Source organism: Saccharopolyspora sp. SCSIO 74807 (assembly GCF_037023755.1).
Classification (GTDB): domain Bacteria; phylum Actinomycetota; class Actinomycetes; order Mycobacteriales; family Pseudonocardiaceae; genus Saccharopolyspora_C; species Saccharopolyspora_C galaxeae.
In genome coordinates this window covers 912,196-932,045 of record NZ_CP146100.1, presented here as the reverse complement: position 1 = coordinate 932,045, position 19,850 = coordinate 912,196, and the positions used below count along the sequence as shown (strand labels likewise).

General features: G+C 67.3%; 19 protein-coding genes. 7 read left to right on the top strand and 12 right to left on the bottom strand.

The annotated features are described in order from the left end of the window. Nucleotides 1–3 precede the first annotated feature (3 nt). Nucleotides 4–1,509 carry an NADH-quinone oxidoreductase subunit M gene (locus V1457_RS03970; protein ID WP_338600338.1) on the top strand — a complete coding sequence of 502 codons (1,506 nt, stop codon included), beginning with the start codon at nucleotides 4–6 and terminating at the stop codon, nucleotides 1,507–1,509. Further along, complete coding sequence (locus tag V1457_RS03965; RefSeq protein ID WP_338600335.1) at nucleotides 1,506–2,930, top strand: NADH-quinone oxidoreductase subunit N; 1,425 nt, start codon at nucleotides 1,506–1,508, stop codon at nucleotides 2,928–2,930. The genes V1457_RS03970 and V1457_RS03965 overlap by 4 nt, the downstream gene beginning before the upstream one ends. 318 nt (nucleotides 2,931–3,248) lie before the next feature. Here V1457_RS03965 and V1457_RS03960 read toward each other — a convergent pair whose 3' ends face one another. From V1457_RS03960 to V1457_RS03920, 9 genes are all read right to left on the bottom strand, one after another. Next, complete coding sequence (locus V1457_RS03960) at nucleotides 3,249–4,685, bottom strand: MFS transporter (RefSeq protein WP_338600332.1); 1,437 nt, start codon at nucleotides 4,683–4,685, stop codon at nucleotides 3,249–3,251. Next, nucleotides 4,682–5,662, bottom strand: coding sequence for a 2,3-diaminopropionate biosynthesis protein SbnA (sbnA, locus tag V1457_RS03955; RefSeq protein ID WP_200071474.1), 981 nt, complete (start codon nucleotides 5,660–5,662; stop codon nucleotides 4,682–4,684). Before sbnA (V1457_RS03955) ends, V1457_RS03960 begins: the two co-directional genes overlap by 4 nt. A gap of 223 nt (nucleotides 5,663–5,885) precedes the next feature. Further along, nucleotides 5,886–6,341 (bottom strand): hypothetical protein, encoded by a 456-nt coding sequence (locus V1457_RS03950; RefSeq protein ID WP_338600328.1) that lies wholly within the window; start codon nucleotides 6,339–6,341, stop codon nucleotides 5,886–5,888. 447 nt (nucleotides 6,342–6,788) lie between these two features. Continuing rightward, nucleotides 6,789–8,108, bottom strand: a complete 1,320-nt coding sequence (locus V1457_RS03945; RefSeq protein WP_338600325.1) for an aminotransferase class V-fold PLP-dependent enzyme — start codon at nucleotides 8,106–8,108, stop codon at nucleotides 6,789–6,791. Between the two features lie 56 nt (nucleotides 8,109–8,164). Next, complete coding sequence (locus V1457_RS03940; RefSeq protein WP_338600322.1) at nucleotides 8,165–9,550, bottom strand: MFS transporter; 1,386 nt, start codon at nucleotides 9,548–9,550, stop codon at nucleotides 8,165–8,167. Further along, nucleotides 9,547–10,530, bottom strand: a complete 984-nt coding sequence (sbnA, locus tag V1457_RS03935) for a 2,3-diaminopropionate biosynthesis protein SbnA (RefSeq protein WP_338600319.1) — start codon at nucleotides 10,528–10,530, stop codon at nucleotides 9,547–9,549. The genes V1457_RS03940 and sbnA (V1457_RS03935) overlap by 4 nt, the downstream gene beginning before the upstream one ends. Before the next feature lie 233 nt (nucleotides 10,531–10,763). Beyond that, nucleotides 10,764–11,219, bottom strand: coding sequence for a hypothetical protein (locus V1457_RS03930; protein ID WP_200071478.1), 456 nt, complete (start codon nucleotides 11,217–11,219; stop codon nucleotides 10,764–10,766). Nucleotides 11,220–11,600: 381 nt separating this feature from the next. Continuing rightward, nucleotides 11,601–11,849 (bottom strand): SHOCT domain-containing protein, encoded by a 249-nt coding sequence (locus tag V1457_RS03925; RefSeq protein ID WP_200071479.1) that lies wholly within the window; start codon nucleotides 11,847–11,849, stop codon nucleotides 11,601–11,603. Nucleotides 11,850–11,959: 110 nt separating this feature from the next. After that, complete coding sequence (locus V1457_RS03920) at nucleotides 11,960–12,646, bottom strand: tRNA-dependent cyclodipeptide synthase (protein WP_200071480.1); 687 nt, start codon at nucleotides 12,644–12,646, stop codon at nucleotides 11,960–11,962. Between the two features lie 397 nt (nucleotides 12,647–13,043). Here V1457_RS03920 and V1457_RS03915 point away from each other — a divergent pair, with 397 nt between their 5' ends. Further along, entirely contained in the window at nucleotides 13,044–13,418 is a 375-nt protein-coding gene (locus V1457_RS03915) for a BlaI/MecI/CopY family transcriptional regulator (protein WP_200071481.1), read from the top strand. Next, entirely contained in the window at nucleotides 13,415–14,374 is a 960-nt protein-coding gene (locus V1457_RS03910) for a M56 family metallopeptidase (protein WP_200071482.1), read from the top strand. The genes V1457_RS03915 and V1457_RS03910 overlap by 4 nt, the downstream gene beginning before the upstream one ends. A 40-nt stretch (nucleotides 14,375–14,414) precedes the next feature. Here V1457_RS03910 and V1457_RS03905 read toward each other — a convergent pair whose 3' ends face one another. Beyond that, nucleotides 14,415–14,606: a hypothetical protein gene (locus V1457_RS03905; RefSeq protein WP_200071483.1), complete on the bottom strand. Its 192-nt coding sequence runs from the start codon at nucleotides 14,604–14,606 to the stop codon at nucleotides 14,415–14,417. 224 nt (nucleotides 14,607–14,830) lie between these two features. On the opposite strand from V1457_RS03905, the gene V1457_RS03900 reads away from it, so the two are divergent. After that, the gene (locus V1457_RS03900) at nucleotides 14,831–15,610 is read left to right on the top strand and encodes a transposase family protein (protein ID WP_338596291.1); all 780 of its coding nucleotides are present in this window, start codon (nucleotides 14,831–14,833) and stop codon (nucleotides 15,608–15,610) included. Between the two features lie 420 nt (nucleotides 15,611–16,030). Here the strand turns inward: V1457_RS03900 and V1457_RS03895 are convergent, their stop codons facing one another. Further along, nucleotides 16,031–16,552 carry a DinB family protein gene (locus V1457_RS03895; RefSeq protein WP_020501430.1) on the bottom strand — a complete coding sequence of 174 codons (522 nt, stop codon included), beginning with the start codon at nucleotides 16,550–16,552 and terminating at the stop codon, nucleotides 16,031–16,033. A gap of 40 nt (nucleotides 16,553–16,592) precedes the next feature. Next, complete coding sequence (locus V1457_RS03890; protein ID WP_020501431.1) at nucleotides 16,593–17,003, bottom strand: MerR family transcriptional regulator; 411 nt, start codon at nucleotides 17,001–17,003, stop codon at nucleotides 16,593–16,595. 118 nt (nucleotides 17,004–17,121) lie between these two features. On the opposite strand from V1457_RS03890, the gene V1457_RS03885 reads away from it, so the two are divergent. Next, nucleotides 17,122–17,337 carry a cation transporter gene (locus tag V1457_RS03885; RefSeq protein ID WP_020501432.1) on the top strand — a complete coding sequence of 72 codons (216 nt, stop codon included), beginning with the start codon at nucleotides 17,122–17,124 and terminating at the stop codon, nucleotides 17,335–17,337. Next, the gene (locus V1457_RS03880) at nucleotides 17,334–19,793 is read left to right on the top strand and encodes a cation-translocating P-type ATPase (protein ID WP_026197966.1); all 2,460 of its coding nucleotides are present in this window, start codon (nucleotides 17,334–17,336) and stop codon (nucleotides 19,791–19,793) included. The genes V1457_RS03885 and V1457_RS03880 overlap by 4 nt, the downstream gene beginning before the upstream one ends. Nucleotides 19,794–19,850 lie beyond the last annotated feature (57 nt).

The window sequence follows — 19,850 nt, the reverse complement described above, 5'->3', positions numbered from 1 at the left end:
CCCGTGCTGTCGCTGATCGTGTTCCTCCCGCTGGCGGCCGCGGCGGTCCTCGCCGCGGTGCCCGCCTCGGCCGGGCGACGGGTGTTCGTTTGGAGCTGGATCGGGATCACCGCAGCCGATTTCGCCTTGGTCGTGGCGGCCTGGATCGGCTACGAAGCCAGGGCCGGACTCGCGTACGAGGAGAATCTGCGGTGGATTCCCAGTGCCGGAGTCGGTTACCACGTCGGTCTCGACGGGCTCTCGCTGCCGCTGGTGGCGATGACCGCACTGCTGTTCTTGGCCTGCGCGGTCCATTCGCTGCGGCACACGCAGCGGATCAAGAGCTTCGCGCTGCTGTTCCTTTTCCTGCAGACGGTGAGCATGGGATTGTTCACCGCGCTCGATTTGATCCTGTTCTTCGCCTACTTCGATCTGTCCATTGTGGGCATGTACTTCGTCATCGCCGGGTGGGGGCACGGCAACGCCCGCGAGTCGGCGTTGAAGTTCTTCCTCTACACCTTCATCGGCTCGCTGGCGCTGTTGCTGGGGTTCATCGGCCTGTACCTGGCCGCCGAGCCGCACACCTTCGACCTCGTCGCCCTCGCCCGTGCGAACCCGTTGGCGGGCAGGGGTGTCTTCGGCGGGCTGGTGCTGCTCGCGATCAGCATCGGTCTCGCGGTCAAAACCCCGACCGTGCCGCTGCACACCTGGCTCCCGCCGGCCCACACTGACGCTCCGGCTGCCGGGTCAGCGATCCTGGCCGGGGTGTTGCTGAAGATGGGCACCTACGGTTTCGTCCGCATCGCAATGCCGCTGCTGCCCGGAACATGGCGGCACTACGCGGCGGTCGTCGTCATCATCGGCGTGGTCTCGGTGCTCTACGGCGCGCTCGTCGCACTGGCCCAAGAAAACTTCAAGCGGATGGTGGCCTACACCTCGGTCAACCACATGGGCTACATCGTTCTCGCAGTCGGTGCCGCCGGCATTCTCGCCGGGAGTGACGGGCAAGCCCGCTCGTTGGCCGTGACCGGGGCGGTGACCCAGATGGTCAGCCACGGTCTGCTCACCGCCGCGCTGTTCCTGCTCGCCGGGGTCTTCTACGACCGCAGCCGCACCTACGACATGGGCGCCTACTCCGGTTTGGCCGCTCCAGCACCGGTCTTCGCGGGTGTCACCGCGCTGGTCGCCTTCGCCTCTTTCGGCCTGCCCGGCTTCTCCGGGTTCATCGCTGAGTTCCAGATCTTCACCGGAAGCCTCGCTTCAGCCACCGTGGCCACCGCGTTGGCGCTGCTCGGCATCCTGATCACGGCCGGACTGTTCCTGCGGGTCGTGCACCGGATCTTCCTCGGGGAGCTGCGGGTGCCCGATTCCCCTGGCGCGGCCCGCGAGTTCACCGATCTGCGAGCCAGCGAAACCACGGCGATCCTGCCCCTGCTCGCGCTGGCCGTGGTCATCGGTGTGCTGCCGCGGTTTCTCCTCGACGTGATCGAACCCGCCTCGACGACGCTGATCGGTCTGGTCAGCCGATGACCATGAACGAGAACCCCGCCGCGCTGATCCCCGAACTCGCCCTCGTCGCCGGAGCCGTGCTGGGTCTGCTGCTGGGCTCCTGGCTGCCACGGCACCGGCAGTGGCTTGTGCGCATCGTCGTGGCCACTGCGTGCGTCGTCGGCCTGGCGGCCACCTCCATCGCGATGCGTGCGGCCCCCGAAACGGTCTTCGGTGACAGCTTCGCCGTCGACACCGCCACCAACGCGGCCCGATTCATCGTGCTGGCTGCCACCCTGCTCACGCTGTGTTTGTCGATCGACACCGTCGACTCCCACCATCGGGAAACCGAGTTCTACGCCTTGGTGCAACTGGGCGCACTCGGCACGATCATGCTCGTCGGCGCACTCGACCTGCTGCTGCTCGTGGCCGCCTACCTCCTCGCTTCCTTGCCGCTGTACGCGCTGGCCGGGTTCGGCAAGGATGCGCCGGGCACCGAGGCTGCATTGAAGTACTACCTCATGGGCGTCTTGTTCGGCGTCCTCATGCTCGCCGGGACCACCGTCCTCTACGGCACCGGCGGAGCCACCGACTACGCCACGCTCGCCCGCACACTGCCCGACACCTCCCGTGCCGCGGTCGCGATCGGCGTGCTCGCCGTCCTCGCCGGGCTGCTGTTCAAAATCGGCGGCGTGCCCGCGCACTTCTGGGTTCCCGACGTCACCGACGGCGCCACGACACCCGTCGCCGCGTTCGTCACCACAGTGCCCAAGATCGGTGGCCTGGCCGCCGCCTACCGGCTCGTCGTCGAGGCACTGCCCGCGGTGAGCCTCGACTGGCCCCTGTTGATCGCGATCCTGGCCACCGCATCGATGACGCTGGGAAACCTCGCCGCGTTCTTCCAAGAGAATGTCCGCCGCCTGCTGGCCTACTCCACGATCAGCCAAGTCGGCTACGTTCTCATGGCCGTTGCGGTCGCCACCCGCAGCGGTCTCGCCCTGCCCGCCCTGCTGTTCTACCTAGCCGCCTACACCGTGACCAACCTCGGCGCGTTCGCCGTCGTCGCCGAACTCCCCGACGCGAGACGACTCGCCGACTACCGCGGCTTGGCCAGGCGGCATCCCGGATTGGCCGCCGTCCTCGTCGTGTGCCTGCTCGGCCTGGTCGGAACCCCGCCCACCGCGGTGTTCCTCGGCAAACTCGTCGTGTTCACCGCCACGATCAACGGTGACCTCGCGTGGCTGGCGGTCGTCGCGGTCATCAACACCGTCGCCAGCCTCTTCTACTACCTGCGCTGGATCGCCCCAGCTCTGTTCACCGCCCCCGACCGCGAGCACGACACGCTCGTTCCGGCCGGACGGTTCGCAGCGCTCGGCGCCTACACCGCCGGAACAGCCTCCCTCGCCCTCGGCCTCGCAGGAGGACTCGTGCTCCCCCTCGGTGCCGGACCCTTGCTGCCGTAGGCAAACGCGACGAGGACTTCGGCTTTTGGCGGCTGTCCCGCCGAACCTTGGTCGGTTCGGCGGGACAGCGGAGCGGAGGTCGGCAGTCTCGGTCGAGTCGATCCCAGCCAGCCTGGTGGTACTCGTTGCAAGCCGTGCATGAACCACTACCCGGGAGGTCAACGTCCACGGCCGGACGCTGATGCGGCAGCACGATCACGGTGTCCGTGCGCGGGCCCGGAGGTTGCGGTCAAGCGTCGGCGCAGGATGCGGTTCGCCGCGTGCGGTGGCCAAGCCCGCAGCAGCCAACCGGTCCCGAACTGAGGGCCCGGCGTGGTGCTAAGCGCGGTTGCCAGGATCCGGGTGAGTCGCGAAGGTCCTTTCAGCCCTGTGTGCCGTACTCGCGGGTTGGGTGGGACTCGGCAGCTGGCCGCTGAGCGTTCTCGGTAAGGGGTGGAGGGGGAGGGTGCGCGCGGCCGGGGGTTCGAGTTCGCTGCTCATCCGACAGCGGATTTCGGGTTGGTCGCGATGGTGCGGCCTGGCTTCGTCCCGGTGCCGGTGAGCGTGCTCGTTCCGGAGTGCGCGCAGGCAGCACAGGCTCGCCACCGCACACACCGTCCCCATCAACGCGATCGAGGCTGGGGTGGGCAAGACGATGGCCATGGGGCCTGCGAGCAGTGGGCCGGCTGATTGGCCCGCGAGCAGGAAGCTGTTGGCCATGGCCACGTAACCGCTGCGGCGTTCCTCCGGGGCGTGCCGGCTGAAGTGGAAGAACAGCGACTGGGCCAGGGCGGCGAAGCTGGCCCCTTGCGCGAGTCGCAGCACGACCAACCCGGCCATGCCGAGCGGCAGCGCTTGGGCGGCGATGCTCACCGCGCACACTGCTGCGGCGATGGCCAGAGCACGGACGGGCTGTTGGGCCCGGTCGTTGTGCCGTCCCCACCAGAACGAGGCGATCAGCGTCGCTGCCCACGTCAGGGACTGGAAGATCCCCACCCACAGGCCGGCCTGTCCGGGCGGAAAGCCTTGCTGCACGTGCTCGGCGAAGACCGGGATCAGTCCGTAGACGCCGAAGTAGGCCGCGACCGCGGCCACCGCCAGCGGTGCCGCGCCGGGGACCTCCCAGAAGCCTGCCGGCCGGGAGCGCCCGTGCGGTGTGGTCGCACGGCGCTTGGGAGTCGGCTCTGACTGGCCCGCGTGAGGATCGCGGAGCCCGAGTGCGCAGGCACCCGCGAGCAGAGCCGCGATGACCGCGATGGCGATCATGAGCACGGTGAGCTGGCCTGCGCCGATGAGGGCACCGCCGAGCACGGGGCCGGTCAGCGAGCCGGCGGCGGTGGCGCTGAACGATTTGCCGAGCGCGGAACCCCGCTTGTTGCCCGGCCCGGCTGCTCCGGCGAAGGCTTGGGTAGCTTCGACGACCCCGCCGAGACTGCCTTGCAGCAATCGTCCCACGACCAGCATGATCGGGTTGCCCGCCACCGCCATGACCAGCATCGACAAGGCGAGTCCGACAAGGGCGCGCACGACCATCCAGTGCCGCCCGATCCGGTCGCCGAGGCGACCCCACAGCGGGGTCGCCACGGTCAGCGCCAGCGCAGGCGCCGCGATCGCCACGCCCGCCCACGTTTGGATCTCGGCGGTGCCGCGCACGCCCATGCCCTGCACGTAGAAGGGCATGATCGGCACCAGCATCATCAACCCCGCGGTGTTGATGAACTGGCTGGCCCACAACAGCACGAGGTTGCGTTGCTGCACACGGTCCGGAGTGCTCACGGGGCCTCCGCCAGATCGCCTCGGGTAACCTCGTCCTTCAGGTTCTCGGCCCACGCGTCGTCGTAGACCGTGTCGAGGTAGCGTTCGCCACGGTCGGGCAGCAGCGTGACCACCCGCGCTGGGCCGGGCAGGCGTTCGATGAGGCCGTCGAGCGCTGAGATGACCGCTCCGGAGGAGCCGCCGGCCAAGATTCCTTCGGTTTCTACCAACCTCCGGCAGCCCGAGGTCGACGCCAGATCCGCGACGTGGACGACCTCGTCGATCTCGGCCGGGTTGAAGATCTCCGGTACGCGACTGGCACCGAACCCGGGGATGCGCCGCTTCTGCGGCGGACTACCGAAGATCACCGAGCCCACCGCATCAACGGCCACGACCCGCAGCTCGGGGTGCGACTCGCGCAGTCGCCGGGCGGTGCCTTGCAGCGAACCGGTCGTGGACACCGGCCCGACCAGGTAGTCGATCGGCCCGTGCACCTGCTGCAGCAGCTCGGTGCCGACCGTGTCGTAGTACGCCTTCCAGTTGCGCTCGTTGGCGTACTGGTTGATCCAGACTACCTCGGGGTCGGTTTCGGCGTAGCTCTGGGCACGACGCACGCGGGTGTGCAGGTAGCCACCCGCCTCGTCGGGCTCGGTCACCATGTCCACGTCGGCGCCGAACAGATCCAACAGCCGCAAGTTCGTCGCGGAGGTGTTGGGATCGACCACCGCGGTGAACGCCAGCCCGTGCATCCGGGCGGCCACGGCCAAGGCCACGCCGAGGTTGCCCGAGGTGCTTTCCACCAGTCGCATCCCCGGTCGCAGTGCGCCGTCGCGCACGCCCTGCTCAACGATGTAGCGCGCAGGCCGATCCTTCATGCTTCCGCACGGATTGAGCATCTCGAGCTTGGCCAACACCTCCACGTCGCGGTGCGGAAAGCAGCGCCGCAACCGCACCAGTGGGGTCGAACCGACAGCGTCCAGAACAGATTCGTATGCCACAACAACCTCCCGGCCGCGCCACGCACGGGCGCCGCCGTATCCACGTCAACGAGACCGACCGCCATCGCCGGGCGGACGGTGAACAAAGAAGGAACTCCGCCGCACACCGCGCTGCACGCGGCCGCTATCAGCGAAAACGTCGGCGGACCGAAGAACAGGAAACGATGCCGCTCAGGAAATGTTCAGCCTGAGTTCAGGAAGGCATCAGCCTGCGAAACGTGAATCAAGTTCGTGACACACCGAGGGTGAGCAACAACGAAAAGCCGGAAAGGCGACCAGGTGGTCGCGTGGACCACCACCGAGCACGTGCCTGCCTATCAAGAAGCGTGGCGCCCACCGCAGCGACCAGCAGTGCCGCAGGAAGCCCCGGGAACATGCCCTGCAGCGGCTTCACCACGTCCACGAAGTGCGTGCTCGTGGCGTGACACACCGGCGCCGAGTGGTGGTCGTGGTGCTCGGAGTGGCCATCCTGCGGTGTGCTCGACGCCGACGCGGAATCACCGGTTTGTCCCGGCGCCATTGGCTGGGCCGTAGCCGCAGAAACGCTCTCCGGGCCCGACAGTGCCGCTGCCGTCACATGCGAGTGGTGCAGCGGAAGGATGCACAGCAGGAAAGCTGAAAGAGCAAACATCGCCAGGAACGCGGTGCGCCCGCGTTGGGGGCTGATTGCTCTCAGCATGGCCCCACTCTAGCCAAAGCCGGTTCGGGATCGGCTACCGGCATGGGACTCATCACGCCGCGAAGTAGCGGCGTGGAACGGCGTCTTCTCGGAAAGAAGCGCTCGGTCGGCTCACCGCGCCACCGTGTCGTGCAAGCTTCCTTCCGCGATGTGTTCGAGCGACCGCGGGTAACGGCGATGCGGTGGTATAAATCGCAACGGCGCGCGTGCCGTCATGCTCGTCACGCTGGGCGCGAGGGCGGTGCCGAGCTTGGCGCCTACACCGCGTAACTACGAAGCGGGATGCCACTGGCCGAACGAACGCACGGATAGAACACTGCCCCGAGTCGATTCCCAGTGCCGCCGACCATCCGTCGAAGCAGCATGTGTGCAGCCCCGCCGCTTCGCGCATGGAGGCGGGGCTGCACGGCTCGGGTCAGGCAAGCGCCGGGGCGGGGCCGCCCGTGTTCATGTGCGGAACCGGTCGGCTGTCTCGCGCAGGGCCGATCCGAAGCGGTCGACGTGATCGAGCGTGGTGAACAGCGCGGGGGTCACGCGCACGCAACTACCGCGAGCGGGGCCTTCCCGCGCGACGGTGAAGATTCTGTGTTTGTCGAACAGGTACTTGGCGATGGCCTCGTTGTCTTCTTTGCTCGTCCGTCCGGCGATGCGGAAGCTGGTGATGGCGCCGTACATCGACGGCTCTTGGGGAGTGAGGATCTGAATGTCGGTGCGGTCGGCGACGGCCGAGACCCAGCGGTCGCGAAGATACCGCAGCCGCGCCTGCTTGACCGTACTGCCCAGCGCTTGATGAAAGTCCAATGCGGTGGGTACCGATAACATGCCTGCGACGTCGCGGGTCCCTGAGACGACCCTTGAGCGGATGTCGGTTTCGGGATGGGATTCGTCGGCGAATGTGCGGTCGATCGCGTCGAGTCGTGTCCGCCTGATGTAGAGGAACCCCGTGCCCAACGGGGCTCCGATCCACTTGTGCAGGGAAAATCCGGCGAAGTCGGCGTCGAGGTCGTTGATGGTGAAGTCCAATTGCCCCCACGAGTGCGCCGCGTCGAGGATGACGTCCACGCCATGGGCGCGTGCCATGGCGATGATCTCGCGGGCGGGAGTGCCGAGTCCCGTCCGGTTGTTGACATGGGACAGGAGAAGAAGTTTGACGGTCGGGTGGTTGCGCAGCGCTGCGGCGTAGGTGTCGAGAACGGCTTGCTGGGTCGCCGGTTCGGGCAGCGCGATGGGAACGACCTCGACCCCGCGCCTGTCGCGCAGCCAATCCATGGCATCGACCATGTCCGGATAGTCCAGGTCGGCGTACATGACCGAGTCGCCTGGGCGAAGCTGGTTGTAGCCCGAGATGAGGTTTTGCAGCGCTTCGGTGCCGCTCTGCGTGAGTGCGATCTCTTCCGTGCGGGCCCCGACCAGCGAGGCGATCCGTTCCCGGATCTGTTCGGATTCGGGTTTGTACGTTTTGCGCAGCAGGTGCGAGTTCTGCTCGTTCAACCGGTCAACGTTGTTGTGGAAAGCCCGCCGAACAGGGTCGGGCATGATGCCGTAGTACCCGTTTTCCAAGTTGACGAAGTCGTCAGTGAGCGTGTACTGCTGCGCGACCGACTTCCAGAAGCTTTCGTCTGCGGCGGTTTGAGCGGGATCTTTCCCTTGGGGAAGCGTCATCGAGGCCAATTCGGTCCGCGGTGTTGCGGCGCAGGCCGAGGTTGCGCCTGCGACTGAAGCCAGTGCTCCCATGGTGGCGAACAGGTGGCGGCGGGGGATTGCCATGGTGGTTCTCCGATTCGGGTGTGGGGTTGGGCGGTCTTGATGGGCCGAAGGCCAGGTCACGGCCGGTCGCTGTGTGACCGTGGGCGGGTGCTGGCTGGTTGCGCGCCGTCAGCCGAATACGCGAGGTCGGGCAGGGTCTGTTCGGAAGGCAGATCAAGAGTTCCGCTCATGCTGGTGGGCAGCCGAGGCAGGGTCTCGGTGGTGAGGGTGTGTTCGTCGTTGTGGACGGCGGCGGACTCGGCTGTGCTGGCGCGCAGGCAGCACACGCCGGCGACTGCGCAGGAGGCCCCGAGCAGTGCGATCGAGATCGGTGTCGGGAAGACCACGGCCATGGGCCCCGCCAGCAGCGGTCCGGCGGATTGCCCGATGAGCAGGAAGCTGTTGGCCGTGCCGACGTAGCTGCTTCGACGTTGCGGCGGGGCGTGTCGGCTGACGTGGAAGAACAACGACTGGGCCAGTGCAGCGAAACAGGCTCCTTGCAACAGGCGCAGGCCGATCAATCCTGCGGTGCCCACCGGGAGTGCTTGCGCGGCGATGCTGACCGCGCAGCCGGCGGACGCCCAGGCCAGGGCACGTAGCGGACGCTCGGCCTGGTCGTTGTGCCGACCCCACCAGAACGAGGCGATCAGGGTGGCACCCCAGGTGAGCGAGTGGAAGACGCCGACCCACAGCTCGGCTTGGCTGTTGGCGAAGGTCTGCTGCACGTGCGCTGCGAAGACGGGGATCAAGCCGTAGACGCCGAGGTAGACGGCCACCGCCGCTACTGCCAGCGGAATCGCTCCCGGAACATGCATGAACCCGATTCGGCTCGCGCCGTTGTCGGAAGCCGTCGGCGTTGTTGCCGGGGTGGAGTGCTTGATGGCGGGTTCCTCGCGGAGCCCCGCAGCGCACGCGACGGCGAGGAGGACGGCCAGCGCGGCGATGGTGAGCATCAAGTCGTTGAGCTGGCCGGCGCCGACCAGCAGTCCGCCCAAGAGCGGTCCGGTCAACGAGCCGGCAGCGGTCGCGCTGAAGGATTTGCCCAACGAAGAGCCGCGCCTGCCTTGTGGTCCGGCCGCGCTGGCGAAAGCCTGAGCGGCTTCCACCACGCCACCGAGGCCGCCCTGCAGCAGCCGTCCGAGAATGAGCACGATCGGATTCGCCGCCGTAGCCATGACGACCATCGCGGTGGCCAGCCCGGCCAGGGCGCGCACCACCATCCAGTGGCGCCCGACCCGGTCGCCGAGGTGGCCCCATAGCGGGGTCGCCACGGTCAACGCGAGCGCCGGTGCGGCGATCGCGGCCCCGGCCCAGGTTTGCACGGCGGCCGTGCCCTGCACGCCCAGGCTCTGGACGTAGAACGGCATGATCGGAACGAGCATCATCAACCCGGCGGTGTTGATGAATTGGCTCGCCCACAACAGCGCCAGGTTCCTGCGATGGAGACCGGCGGCCGTGCTCATGGGGCCGCTGCCACGTCAGTGGGGGCGTCGTCGTCGCTCTTGACCTGGTCCACCCACGAGTCGTCGTAGACGGAGTCGAGGTAGCGCTCGCCCCGATCGGGAAGCAGGGCGACGACCCTGGCCGGGCCGCCGACCCAGTTGAGGAAATCGCCCATCGCGGAGATGACCGCACCGGAGGAGCCGCCGGCCAGGATGCCCTCGGTTTCGGCCAGTCGACGGCAGCCTGCGGCGGAGGCGGCATCGGCGATGTGGAAGACCTCGTCGATCTCCACCTCGTTGAAGATCTCGGGAACCCGGCTGGCGCCGAAACCGGGGATCCGCCGCTTGCTCGGTGGAGTCCCGAAGATCACCGACCCCACCGCGTCCACGGCCACCGTCTTCAGCTCGGGATGGACCTCCCGCAGCCGGCGGGCCGTGCCGTGCAAGGATCCCGTCGTCGAGACCGGCCCGACCAGGTAGTCGATCGGGCCATCGACCTCGCGGAGAATCTCGACTCCGACGGTCTCGTAGTAGGCGCGCCAGTTGCGCTCGTTGGCGTATTGGTTGATCCACACCACGTCGGGGGCGGCCTCGGCGTGGCCGCGCGCGCGGTCCACCCGTGTGTGCAGGTAGCCGCCCGCGGAGTCCTGCTCGGTGACCATGTCGATGTCGGCCCCGAACAGTTCCAGCAGCCGCAGGTTCGTCGGCGAGGTGTTCGGGTCGACCACGGCTGTGAACGACAGGCTGTGCATCCGTGCGGTGACCGCGAGCGCGACGCCGAGGTTGCCCGACGTGCTTTCCACGATGCGCATCCCGGGTCGCAAGGTGCCTTCCCGAACGCCCTGCTCGACGATGTGGCGAGCGGGACGGTCCTTCATGCTCCCGCACGGGTTGAGCATCTCCAGTTTGGCCAGGACCTCGACGTCGGGCAGTGGAAAGCACCGTTGCAACCGCACGAGCGGGGTCGAACCGACGCAGTTCAGGACAGAGTCGTATGTCATGAGTACCTCCCGGCTCTCCGCGGCAAGGGCGCGCGGGGGTCAGAGCGTGTCGTTTCGCGGAAGTGTGAGATGCCGCCATTGCGGCAAGTGAACGAGAAGCGAATTGCGCGCGAGGCTGCGGTGTCGTGCGGCGCGTGCTTCTCGCAGCGTTAAATAACGCTGAGAATGTCAGGGCCGAACTCTCAGGAAAATCTCAGGGAGAGATCGTCCGAGGAATAACCCTGATCGGGCTGTCAGGTCCGCGACACGCCGAGGAAGAGGAGAAGGGGAAACCCGGAAAGGCGGTGAACAGGCGATCTTGGCCGGTGACAGAAACGGAGCGCGGGGAGCATCCCGGCGAACCCGGCAAGTATGACCAGTGCGGCTGCGAACAGGGACGCGGCATCCGCGTGGAGTTTCGTCAGCGTGCCATGCCCCATCCCCATGACCTGCGGACTTTCACCGTCGCACACCCAAACCGGGTATGACTCGTGATCATGTTCGCCTGAACCCGCCAACTCGACGGCCGTCGATTCGACGGAGCCGTGCATGTGGTCGTCCGGCGAAGGGTGGGACGAGTGTTCGATGCCCTGACCGACGCTCGACACCTGCTGGAACGGTGAATGATGCGGCGGCAGCGCGCACACCAAGAAAGACGACAGCGCGAGCAGCACAAGAGTGACGCGCACCCGGGCCAGCGCCTTCAACATGCTGTCACTGTAGCCCACTCGTAACCGTCTCCGGTTCGGGGTCGAGTTTTGTCACTCGGTGGGGGACGCAGCTTAACCTCGCCGACTTTCGGGCGCTATCGCTGCAGCTGTGGAGTGCCTGGGCGCAAAACTTGAATTAGCAAAGTGTGTGTTTCGTGGACGCTATTTCGTTCGAGGTCAGCGCGTAGGGGGGAGCTCTGTCCGGCTTGCGTGCCCAGGCCAACGCAACCTTCGACAGGGCGTCGACCAAGATCCTCGTGCCTTCGCGCTAGCCTCCCAGACTGGTACGTCGGGTGTCGCCACTACCGGTGCACCCTTACCCGGGGGAAACCGTTCGGGACCTGCTGACCGGGTCGATCTCCGGCTGGGAGCGCATGTCGGCTACTGTCCGCGGAGCGTGCTCCGGCGCCGCTCGTATTCCTCTTCGTCGATCTCGCCGGCGGCATAGCGGCGGCGGAGAACCTCCTCGGCGTGGTCCTGACGCTCTGTCGCGCGAGTGTTCGGACGGGTCATCGCGCGGACCAGCCAAACGATCGCGACCACGATGAGGATCAGGATCGCCAAGGAAATCAGGCCCCACAGCGCCATCCACAGGCCCATCGCCGGATACATGTCACCCATCATCGTCATCCACCTCTCATTCGGTGCTCACTTAGGTCGTACCCAGCTGCGGGCTGTATTAGGGGCCGCGGATGCCCACGGCCGCGGTGAATACGTCGGGGGCGGCGCTTCCGCGGAGCTCAGGGCGTCGTCATGACAGTGGCGAAGCCCTGGCCTGGGTGGACAGGGCAGGGAAGCTTGCGTTCGTAGAGGGTGCGCAAGAACTCCGGAGGTTGGTGGTAGCAGAACACCGAGGAGTCCGTGCCGACAATGCCGGGCGTGTCCAGGAAGAACGGGAGCTCCGCGAGGAAATAGCGGGCCGCCGCGTGGAGCTGGTCCTCGGTCGGCGCTGTTGTGCGGGTTCGTGATGCCAGCACCCAGTGAGACGCGTCGAGGCAGGCGCGTCTGATCACGGGATCGGTCTCGAACCACGTGCGGGCTTGCTCGCGCAGCGCGCGGTAGCGCTCGTTGCCCTCGACGGCCTGTGTGTCGAGCACGAGGTCGTGCCCGGCGGGTGCCCCTGCCGACTCCAGCGCGCGCTCGATCTTGTTGCGCAGATACCGCGCCTGGCGGTGGGCCTTGTGCGCCGCCCGCTCCGGGGAGTAGCCCAGCGCTTCCAGCGTGTATGCAGCGGCTTGATCCGGGACGAACAGATGCACGCGCGCGAAGCGCGCCTGTGCCCACTCGACCAACGCGGTGATGCGCGCTGTCGAGAAGTAGCTGTTGAACGGGCTGATCCCCAAGCACGCGTGTTCCCGTCGTTCCCACGGCTGCACGCAATGCTTGCTCAACGGTTGCGCATCGACTTCGACAACAGAGCTGGCCATGTAGCTTCTCCGGAGCGTGCGGCGGCAGATCCAACCCAAAACCTAAACTACTTAGTAGATTCGTTGCTAGGGTGGGTTGGGGCGTCGCGGATCAGTGCCGCGCATGGTCATGGGGACTACGGGTGGCCCATGTCGCTACGGATACTGAAAGCGGACCCCGCTGTTGGCAGGCGAGCCGAGAGGGTGGGCCGCAGTGGAGCCCGGCGACTGTTGTTCGGCATGCAGGACCCCGTCGTGTGGGCGTACCCGGCGGCGTCCTTCGCTTCGGCAACAGATCGCTCCGGTTCACGGCCACCACGCAGGACTGCTGCCGAACCACCTGGCTGATCCCCGGTCTGCCTGTTACTGCGGAGCGCGGGCTAGTCTCGGACTCGAAAGGCCAGCGGGAGGAGATCGAGTGCATCGCTTCGGCGAGCTCGAAGCTGCGATCATGGATCAGGTCTGGTCGGCAACGGAGCCATTGACGGTGCGAGTGGTCGTCGACGCCCTGCAGCGCGACCGGTCGGCGGCCTACACCACCGTGCAGACGGTGATGGACATCCTCTACCGCAAGGGCTGGCTGGACCGCGCCAAGCACGGTCGCGCCTACCGCTACTCGCCGACGTTGAGCCGCGACGCCTACACCGCCCAGCTCATGGACCAAGCGCTTGCGTCGAGTTCGGATCGCGGGGCGGCGCTGCTGCGCTTCGTCGAGACCATGGATTCCGGTGAGGTCGACCAGCTCCGAGACGTCATCGAGCAGGCGAAGCGGCACCGGGACGACACCGCATGATCACCTCCCTGCTGCTGGTGGCTTACGCTGCGGTGCTCGCCGTGCTCGTCGCGCCGGCGCTTCGTCGCGCACTGTGGACCGAACGAGTCCCGTCGTGGGGGGTGGCTGCATGGCTGTCCGTGTCGTGGTCGCTCGTGCTGGCAGTGGCGATCGCTGTTGTGAGCCTGTGCCTGCATGTGCCCGGTTCGTTCGAAGAGCTTTACCGTGCGCTCGCCCTGTGTCGGAGTGCTCTGACAGGAGCCGCCGGCTTTCCCGCAGCTGTTCTGGTTGGGTTCAGTCTCGCGGGAACGTTGCTCGGCTTTGTCCGCCTGGCCTACGTGCTCGGCCGGCAGTGGTGGGGCGTCTTCCGGACCCGCTGCGAGCACGCGCATGCGTTGCGCCTGCTCGGCGCCACCGAACGCGGTCATGGCATCGTCGTGCTCAACGATGACCGTCCGGTCGCGTACTGCGTTCCGGGGCGAAACGGGCGAATCGTGTTCACCGAGGGGGCCCTTGCTCGGCTATCACCGTCGCAGTATCAGGCGGTACTCGCCCACGAACGCGCGCACCTGCGAGGTCGACACGCCGTGCTCGTAGCGCTGGGGGCCGTGCCTGCGCGGTTGCTGCCGCGATTGCCCGCCGCCCGGCAGGCCGCTGATGCGGTGGGCCGTCTGGTCGAATTTCTGGCCGACGACGCCGCCTCGCGGCGCACCGATCCGCTCACGCTCGCTGAAGCGCTTCTTGAGCTCGGCGCCCCCGCGTCAACGAGCCCCGCACGAACACTCAGCGCTGCAGGAACAGCCACCTCAGCTCGCGTTACCCGACTGCTGCATGTGGCTCCGAACGCGCATCGCGCCGGGAACGGCGTGCCCCTGCTTGTGGCCATCGGCGGAGTCGTCATGCCATTCGTTCTCGCAGCGATATCGACAGAGTTCGGTTCCGGATACGCTTGCCTGTTCCAAGCAGCTATGTGCTGATCTACCGGCCCGGCAGCGCGGGTCGAGGTCCCGAATCGCCTCACATCTTCTCGGTGGACGCTCCCGAAGTCGGGCTCGTTGCTTGTTCAGTCCTGCGCAACCACACCGCGCCGACCGCCTGGATTGCCGTGGCCGCTCCGGTGAGGATGACCGCGAACCCGCTCACCCATGACCAGCCGAACCAGCTGGCGACGACGAGAGCCGCCACGAAGAACACGAGCGTTCGGATCATGAGCAGGGTCATCCTGCGCGAAGTCATCATCGAGGTCCAGCGTAGGCCCACCTGCCGGCACCGGTGCGAACACGCTCCCGCAAGCTCGGTCCGCGATCACGTACTGGGTGAAGTCACCAGCGAGCCGGATCTCGTTGGCTTGGCTCGACCGAGCCGTCCGTGGACTAAACGTTGTCTCGTAACCCGGTGGTTGTGGTCGTGTGCTGATCGTTGATCATGGGTGGATGCAGGTGATCTCGGCGGCTGGGTCGGAGTGGATTGCCCCGTTCACGGGGTTGGAACCACGGCAGTTCCGGAAGCTGGTGGGCACGGTCGCTGCCCGTGGTGGGGAGGCGATCGCGGATGGACGTCCGGGTCGGCAGTGGAGGCTGCGGCTGGAGGACCGGGTGTTGCTGGTGGCGGTGTACTGGCGCACGAACCTGACGATGCGCCAGATCGGCCCGCTGTTCGGAATCTCGCACGCGGCTGCCCACCGTGTGATCGACTCCCTCGGCCCGTTGCTGGCGCTGGCCCCGGTGCGCAAGCGCCGCACCGATCAGGTCGCGATCGTGGACGGCACCCTGGTACCCACCCGCGACCGGCGAGTGGCCGCGCCGTCGAAGAACTACCGGTACTCCACGAACCTGCAGGTCGCGATCGATGCTGACAGTCGCCTGGTCATCGCCACCAGCGAGCCGCAACCCGGCAACCGCAACGACACCACCGCCTACCGGGAATCCGGCATGGACCAGAAATTGGCTGCTCGCCCGGTGATGGCCGACGGCGGCTACCGCGGCAACCATGGGGTGATCATGCCCTACCGGAATCACCCTGGCGACCACGATTTGCCGCCATGGCAGGAAAAAATCAACGGCGAGCACCGCCAGATCCGCGCCCGCGTCGAGCACGCCCTGGCAGGCATGAAGACCTGGAAAATCCTCCGCGACTACCGACGCGCCGCGGCCACCCTCGCCGACACCGCCTCCGGAATCGCCCATCTCCGCAACCTCGCCCTCACCGGCTGAAGCAACCCCGCACCACACCAACCACAAGATCAGTTACGAGACATCATTTAGCAGCGGTTACTCCGTTTGTGCAGGTGGCGCGCTTGCGCATGCACCACTGGCAGTCAAGGGGTCACGGGTTCGAATCCCGTCAGCTCCACAGGAAGGGCACTCAGGAAGCCCCTACACAGGGTTTGACCTGCGAAAACGCGAGATCAAGGGGCTTCCTGTCCGGTTATCGGCTTATGTTCCGTGTTCGTGTGAATGTGCTGGTCAGGGGCAGGTGTCCGGGTTCTATTCCCGCAAGGTGTTTGAGGGCTGTCGGTCCGCCCCCGGTCCTGTCTCGATAAGCCGGTGGCAGTCCGGGCCGATGTGGCGCCGGGCGCGGCGTGGAAGCTAGTCCACGATGTGCGAGCGCGGTGGGCTTCCTGCGGCTTGGCGTCAGCTCGCGTCGTCGAGTGTGAGCTGACGCATGTGGAAATCGAAGTGCTGTGTGGGAAAGCGGTAGATATTGGCCAGGGTCATGAACTCCTGGAAGAACGGATCCCACCGGGTGGGGTAGTGCATGCCGCGGACGAGGTCGGCCTCGGTTTCGGCGTCCAGTCGACGGTGCAGTGCCGCGATCACGCGATCGAACCGGGAAGCCATCTGCTTGCGGGTGAGGGCGGTTCCGCCGAGGTAGGAACCGGCGTAGTTCACAAGGTCGAATGGTGTGGTCGCAGCGTTGAGCGCCCGCGCGAAACCCCGTCCGGCACCGGAGGGTCGCCGGTCGAACACCTTCGCCAGGGTCACCAAGGCGCGGATGATCAGGTAGCCGAGCAGCATGTGGAACAGCAGTTGCCGGTTGTTCCAGCGGGTTCCGTTCGATGGCTTGCGCAGATCGGCATCGGTAGCAGCGTTGAGGAGCCGATGGAAGCTGACGCGTGCGCGCTCCATGTCATCGTGCACGGCTTGCTTGTCCATCCGTGCAGTGTCTGCCGGTTTCGGGTGTCAGCGCCATTGGCTAACGGGTGGTGTGGTTTTCGATGATGTGGCAGACGACCGCGTCTTCGCCGCGGCGTTGGCTGTCGCGGGCGGCCTGGCGGGCGGTGGCCAGTGAGCGGCGGAGCTGACGGAGTTCGGTCAGTGTGCGGTCGATCTCGGCGATGTGGGTATCGAGCAGTTCGGTGACCCGGCCACAGGGGGTGGCGCCGTCGCGCTGCAGGTCGATGATGTTTTTGATCTCGGGCAGGGTCAGGCCCAGAGTCTTGGCTTGGCGGATGAAGCGCAGCACGTCGAGATCGTCCTCGGTGAAGACGCGGTAGCCGGCCTCGGTGCGCTCGGCCGGGGGAAGCAACCCCTTGGACTCCCACAGTCGCACCGCCTTGGCGCTGACCCCGGCGGCCTTGGCCGCCGCGCCCACGGTCATGCCCATCAGAGCCTCCTGCGGCGGCCGGAACTTTCATCCTTGACCTTACCCCAGGGACAAGGTTCTAACGTCTACGGAGGCGAGGACAACCGCAGGGAACCAGGGGAGTTAAACGACCATGGATATGGTGAGGTTGCAGGTCACGGGCATGTCGTGCTCGGGGTGTGAACAGCGCATCGCGAGGGTGCTGCACCGCGTGGACGGCGTGCGGGAAGTGACCGCTGACCACAGCACCGGCCATGTGGAGGTGAGTATCGGCCCGGGACTTGCCGATCGTGCGGTGCTGGCTGAGCGGATCGAGGCGGCGGGCTTCGAGGTCATCGACGGGGCGAGCCGGTGAGTACGGCCGTTGAGGAACGCCCGCAGTTGTGGGCCTCGGAGCCGAGTACGACGCCGGGCCAGCGGCGGATTCGGGCGCGGATCTCGGGTCTGCATTGCTCGCTGTGCACAGGCACGATCGAGAAGGCCCTGGGCCGCATGGACGGGGTCGGCACTGTATCGGTGAGCCTGACCCACGAGCAGGCCCTCGTTGACTACGACCCCGGCATTGTCGAGCCCGAACAGATCCTGGGCACGCTGCGTGATATCGGCTACGAACTCTACGATCCACGCAAGCTGCGTGCCTTCGAGGACGAAGAGCGCGACCTGCTACGCGAGGGCCAACGGCTGTTCACCGCGATCGGCGTGAGCCTGCCCGCGATGGTGCAGATCGCCGAGGGCTGGTGGACGATCGCGTGCGCCACCCTGCTGGTCGGGGCGCTGGCGCTGGTGTTCTCGATCCTGCGCCCCACCGGGCAGGGGCGGGCGGCCGGATGGGCCGCCGCGGTCGCCGCCCCCGGTGCGCTTGCCCTGGCCGCCCGCTTCTCCGGGCTGCTCGCACCACCAGTCAACGGCTGGATCGCCGCCGGGCTGGCGGGGGTGATGGTGTTCGGGGTGGCCCCGCACATCCTGCGGATGGCGTATCAGTCCGCGCGCCGCGGCATCCTCAACCAGCACGTGCTGCTGGAGATCGGCGCGTTCGCCGGCATCACCGGCGGCATCGTCGGGCTCACCGGCGTCCTGGCGGACTATCCGACTGCGGAGTTCTTCGCGGTGGCGGCGATCGTGGCGACCTACCACATCTTCTCGGAGTGGCTGTCGCTGCTGGTCAAGACCCGCTCCAGTCAGTCGATCAAGAAACTGCTGGACCTGCAGCCCGACCTGGCCCGGCTGGCCACCGACTCCGGCGAGTCCGAGGTGCCCGTCGAGCAGGTCGAGGTGGGCCAGCTGGTGCGGGTGCGGCCGGGTGAGCGCATTCCGCTGGACGGGCGCATCAGCTCCGGCTCCTCAGCGGTCGATTTTTCGCTGGTCACCGGGGAACCGGTCCCGGCCGAGCGCGGGCCGGGCGAGGAGGTCGTGGGCGGGGCGATCAACGGCACCGGCAGCCTGCTGATCGAGGTCACCGCCACTGGAGCGGAAGGCTTCCTGGCTCAAGTGGTGCGCCATGTGGAGGACTCCCGGGCGCTCAAGCCCGGCATCCTGCACCTCGTTGACAGGGTGCTGCGCGTCTACACGCCCACAGTGCTCATCGTCGCTGCCGTGGCGCTGCTGGCCTGGCTCGGCGCGAGTTGGGCGGTCTCCGGGCAGCCGGATGTGCACCGGGCGGTGTTCGCCGCGCTCGGGGTGCTGGTGATGGGCTACCCCTGCGCGGTGGGCATCGCGGCACCGCTGGCGATCGTGCGCGGCACCGGGCACGCCGCCGACCGGGGCATCGTCATGCGCACCGGCGAGGCATTCCAGACTTTCCGGCTGGTACGCCGCATCGTGCTGGACAAGACGGGCACCGTCACCGAAGGCCGCCCCACCGTGCGGGCCGTCGCCTCCACCGACGGCGACACGGCCGCCGTGCTGGCGTTGGCCGCCGCGGCAGAGCACCACTCCGAACATCCCCTCGCCCGCGCTGTCGTGGTCGCCGCCGAGGACGCGGGACTGACCGTGGCGCAGGCGCACGATTTCGAGTCGATGACCGGCTCCGGCGTGCGCGCCACCGTCGACGGCCAGCACGTCGTAGTGGGCCGCCCAGGATTGCTCCCCGACAGCGGCGTGGGCCTGGCGGGGTTGTCGGACTGGATCGCCGAGCAGGAAGCCGCCGGGCACACAGTGATCGCGGTGGCCGCCGACCAGGTGCTGCGGGGTGCGATCGCACTGGGCGACCAGGTGCGGCCCGACGCCGCCGAGGCGGTCACGGCCATGCGCCGCGCCGGGATGCAGCCGGTGTTGGTCACCGGCGACAACCAGCGCGCCGCACGCCACGTCGCCGATCAGATCGGCGTCACCGAAGTTCATGCCGGGGTGCGCCCGGAGGGCAAGGCCGCGATCGTGCGCGAGTTGCAGGCCGACGGCACCCGGGTGGCCATGGTCGGCGATGGGATCAACGACGCCCCCGCGCTGATGCAGGCTGACGTGGGCGTGGCCGCCGGTGGCGGCACCGACATCGCCGTGGAATCCGCCGACGTCGTCCTGCTGCGCGACGAGGTCACCGCGGTGCTCGATGCTCGTGCGATTAGTGCCCGGGCCTACCGGCGCACCCGCACCAACGTGGGCTTGGCGTTCACCTTCAACGGCCTCGGCATCCCGCTGGCCTCTACCGGGCTGATTTCCCCGGTGTGGGCCATGGTGGCCATGGCCGCCAGCGTGACCACGATCTTCCTCAACTCCTTCGGCACGCGCCCCTCGCTGCTGATCAGCGCCATCGCCAGCGTCGGTCGCGCCCGCAGCGCAGCAGGCCAGGAGTTCTCCGAGCAAACCGTGACCTGATTGGCCACGGCAACACCGGATTTGACCGCACATCACCGGTTCGGGGGCAGCGCCCTG

Coding starts and splice junctions, on each gene's coding strand:
- V1457_RS03945 (WP_338600325.1), bottom strand. CDS start 8,108: ATGGCAATCCCCCGCCGCCACCTGTTCGCCACCATGGGAGCACTGGCT.
- V1457_RS03900 (WP_338596291.1), top strand. CDS start 14,831: ATGCAGGTGATCTCGGCGGCTGGGTCGGAGTGGATTGCCCCGTTCACG.
- V1457_RS03950 (WP_338600328.1), bottom strand. CDS start 6,341: ATGCTGAGAGCAATCAGCCCCCAACGCGGGCGCACCGCGTTCCTGGCG.
- V1457_RS03905 (WP_200071483.1), bottom strand. CDS start 14,606: ATGATCCGAACGCTCGTGTTCTTCGTGGCGGCTCTCGTCGTCGCCAGC.
- sbnA (WP_338600319.1), bottom strand. CDS start 10,530: ATGACATACGACTCTGTCCTGAACTGCGTCGGTTCGACCCCGCTCGTG.
- V1457_RS03925 (WP_200071479.1), bottom strand. CDS start 11,849: ATGACGATGATGGGTGACATGTATCCGGCGATGGGCCTGTGGATGGCG.
- V1457_RS03930 (WP_200071478.1), bottom strand. CDS start 11,219: ATGTTGAAGGCGCTGGCCCGGGTGCGCGTCACTCTTGTGCTGCTCGCG.
- V1457_RS03885 (WP_020501432.1), top strand. CDS start 17,122: ATGGTGAGGTTGCAGGTCACGGGCATGTCGTGCTCGGGGTGTGAACAG.
- V1457_RS03920 (WP_200071480.1), bottom strand. CDS start 12,646: ATGGCCAGCTCTGTTGTCGAAGTCGATGCGCAACCGTTGAGCAAGCAT.
- V1457_RS03940 (WP_338600322.1), bottom strand. CDS start 9,550: ATGAGCACGGCCGCCGGTCTCCATCGCAGGAACCTGGCGCTGTTGTGG.
- V1457_RS03965 (WP_338600335.1), top strand. CDS start 1,506: ATGACCATGAACGAGAACCCCGCCGCGCTGATCCCCGAACTCGCCCTC.
- V1457_RS03895 (WP_020501430.1), bottom strand. CDS start 16,552: ATGGACAAGCAAGCCGTGCACGATGACATGGAGCGCGCACGCGTCAGC.
- V1457_RS03890 (WP_020501431.1), bottom strand. CDS start 17,003: ATGGGCATGACCGTGGGCGCGGCGGCCAAGGCCGCCGGGGTCAGCGCC.
- V1457_RS03910 (WP_200071482.1), top strand. CDS start 13,415: ATGATCACCTCCCTGCTGCTGGTGGCTTACGCTGCGGTGCTCGCCGTG.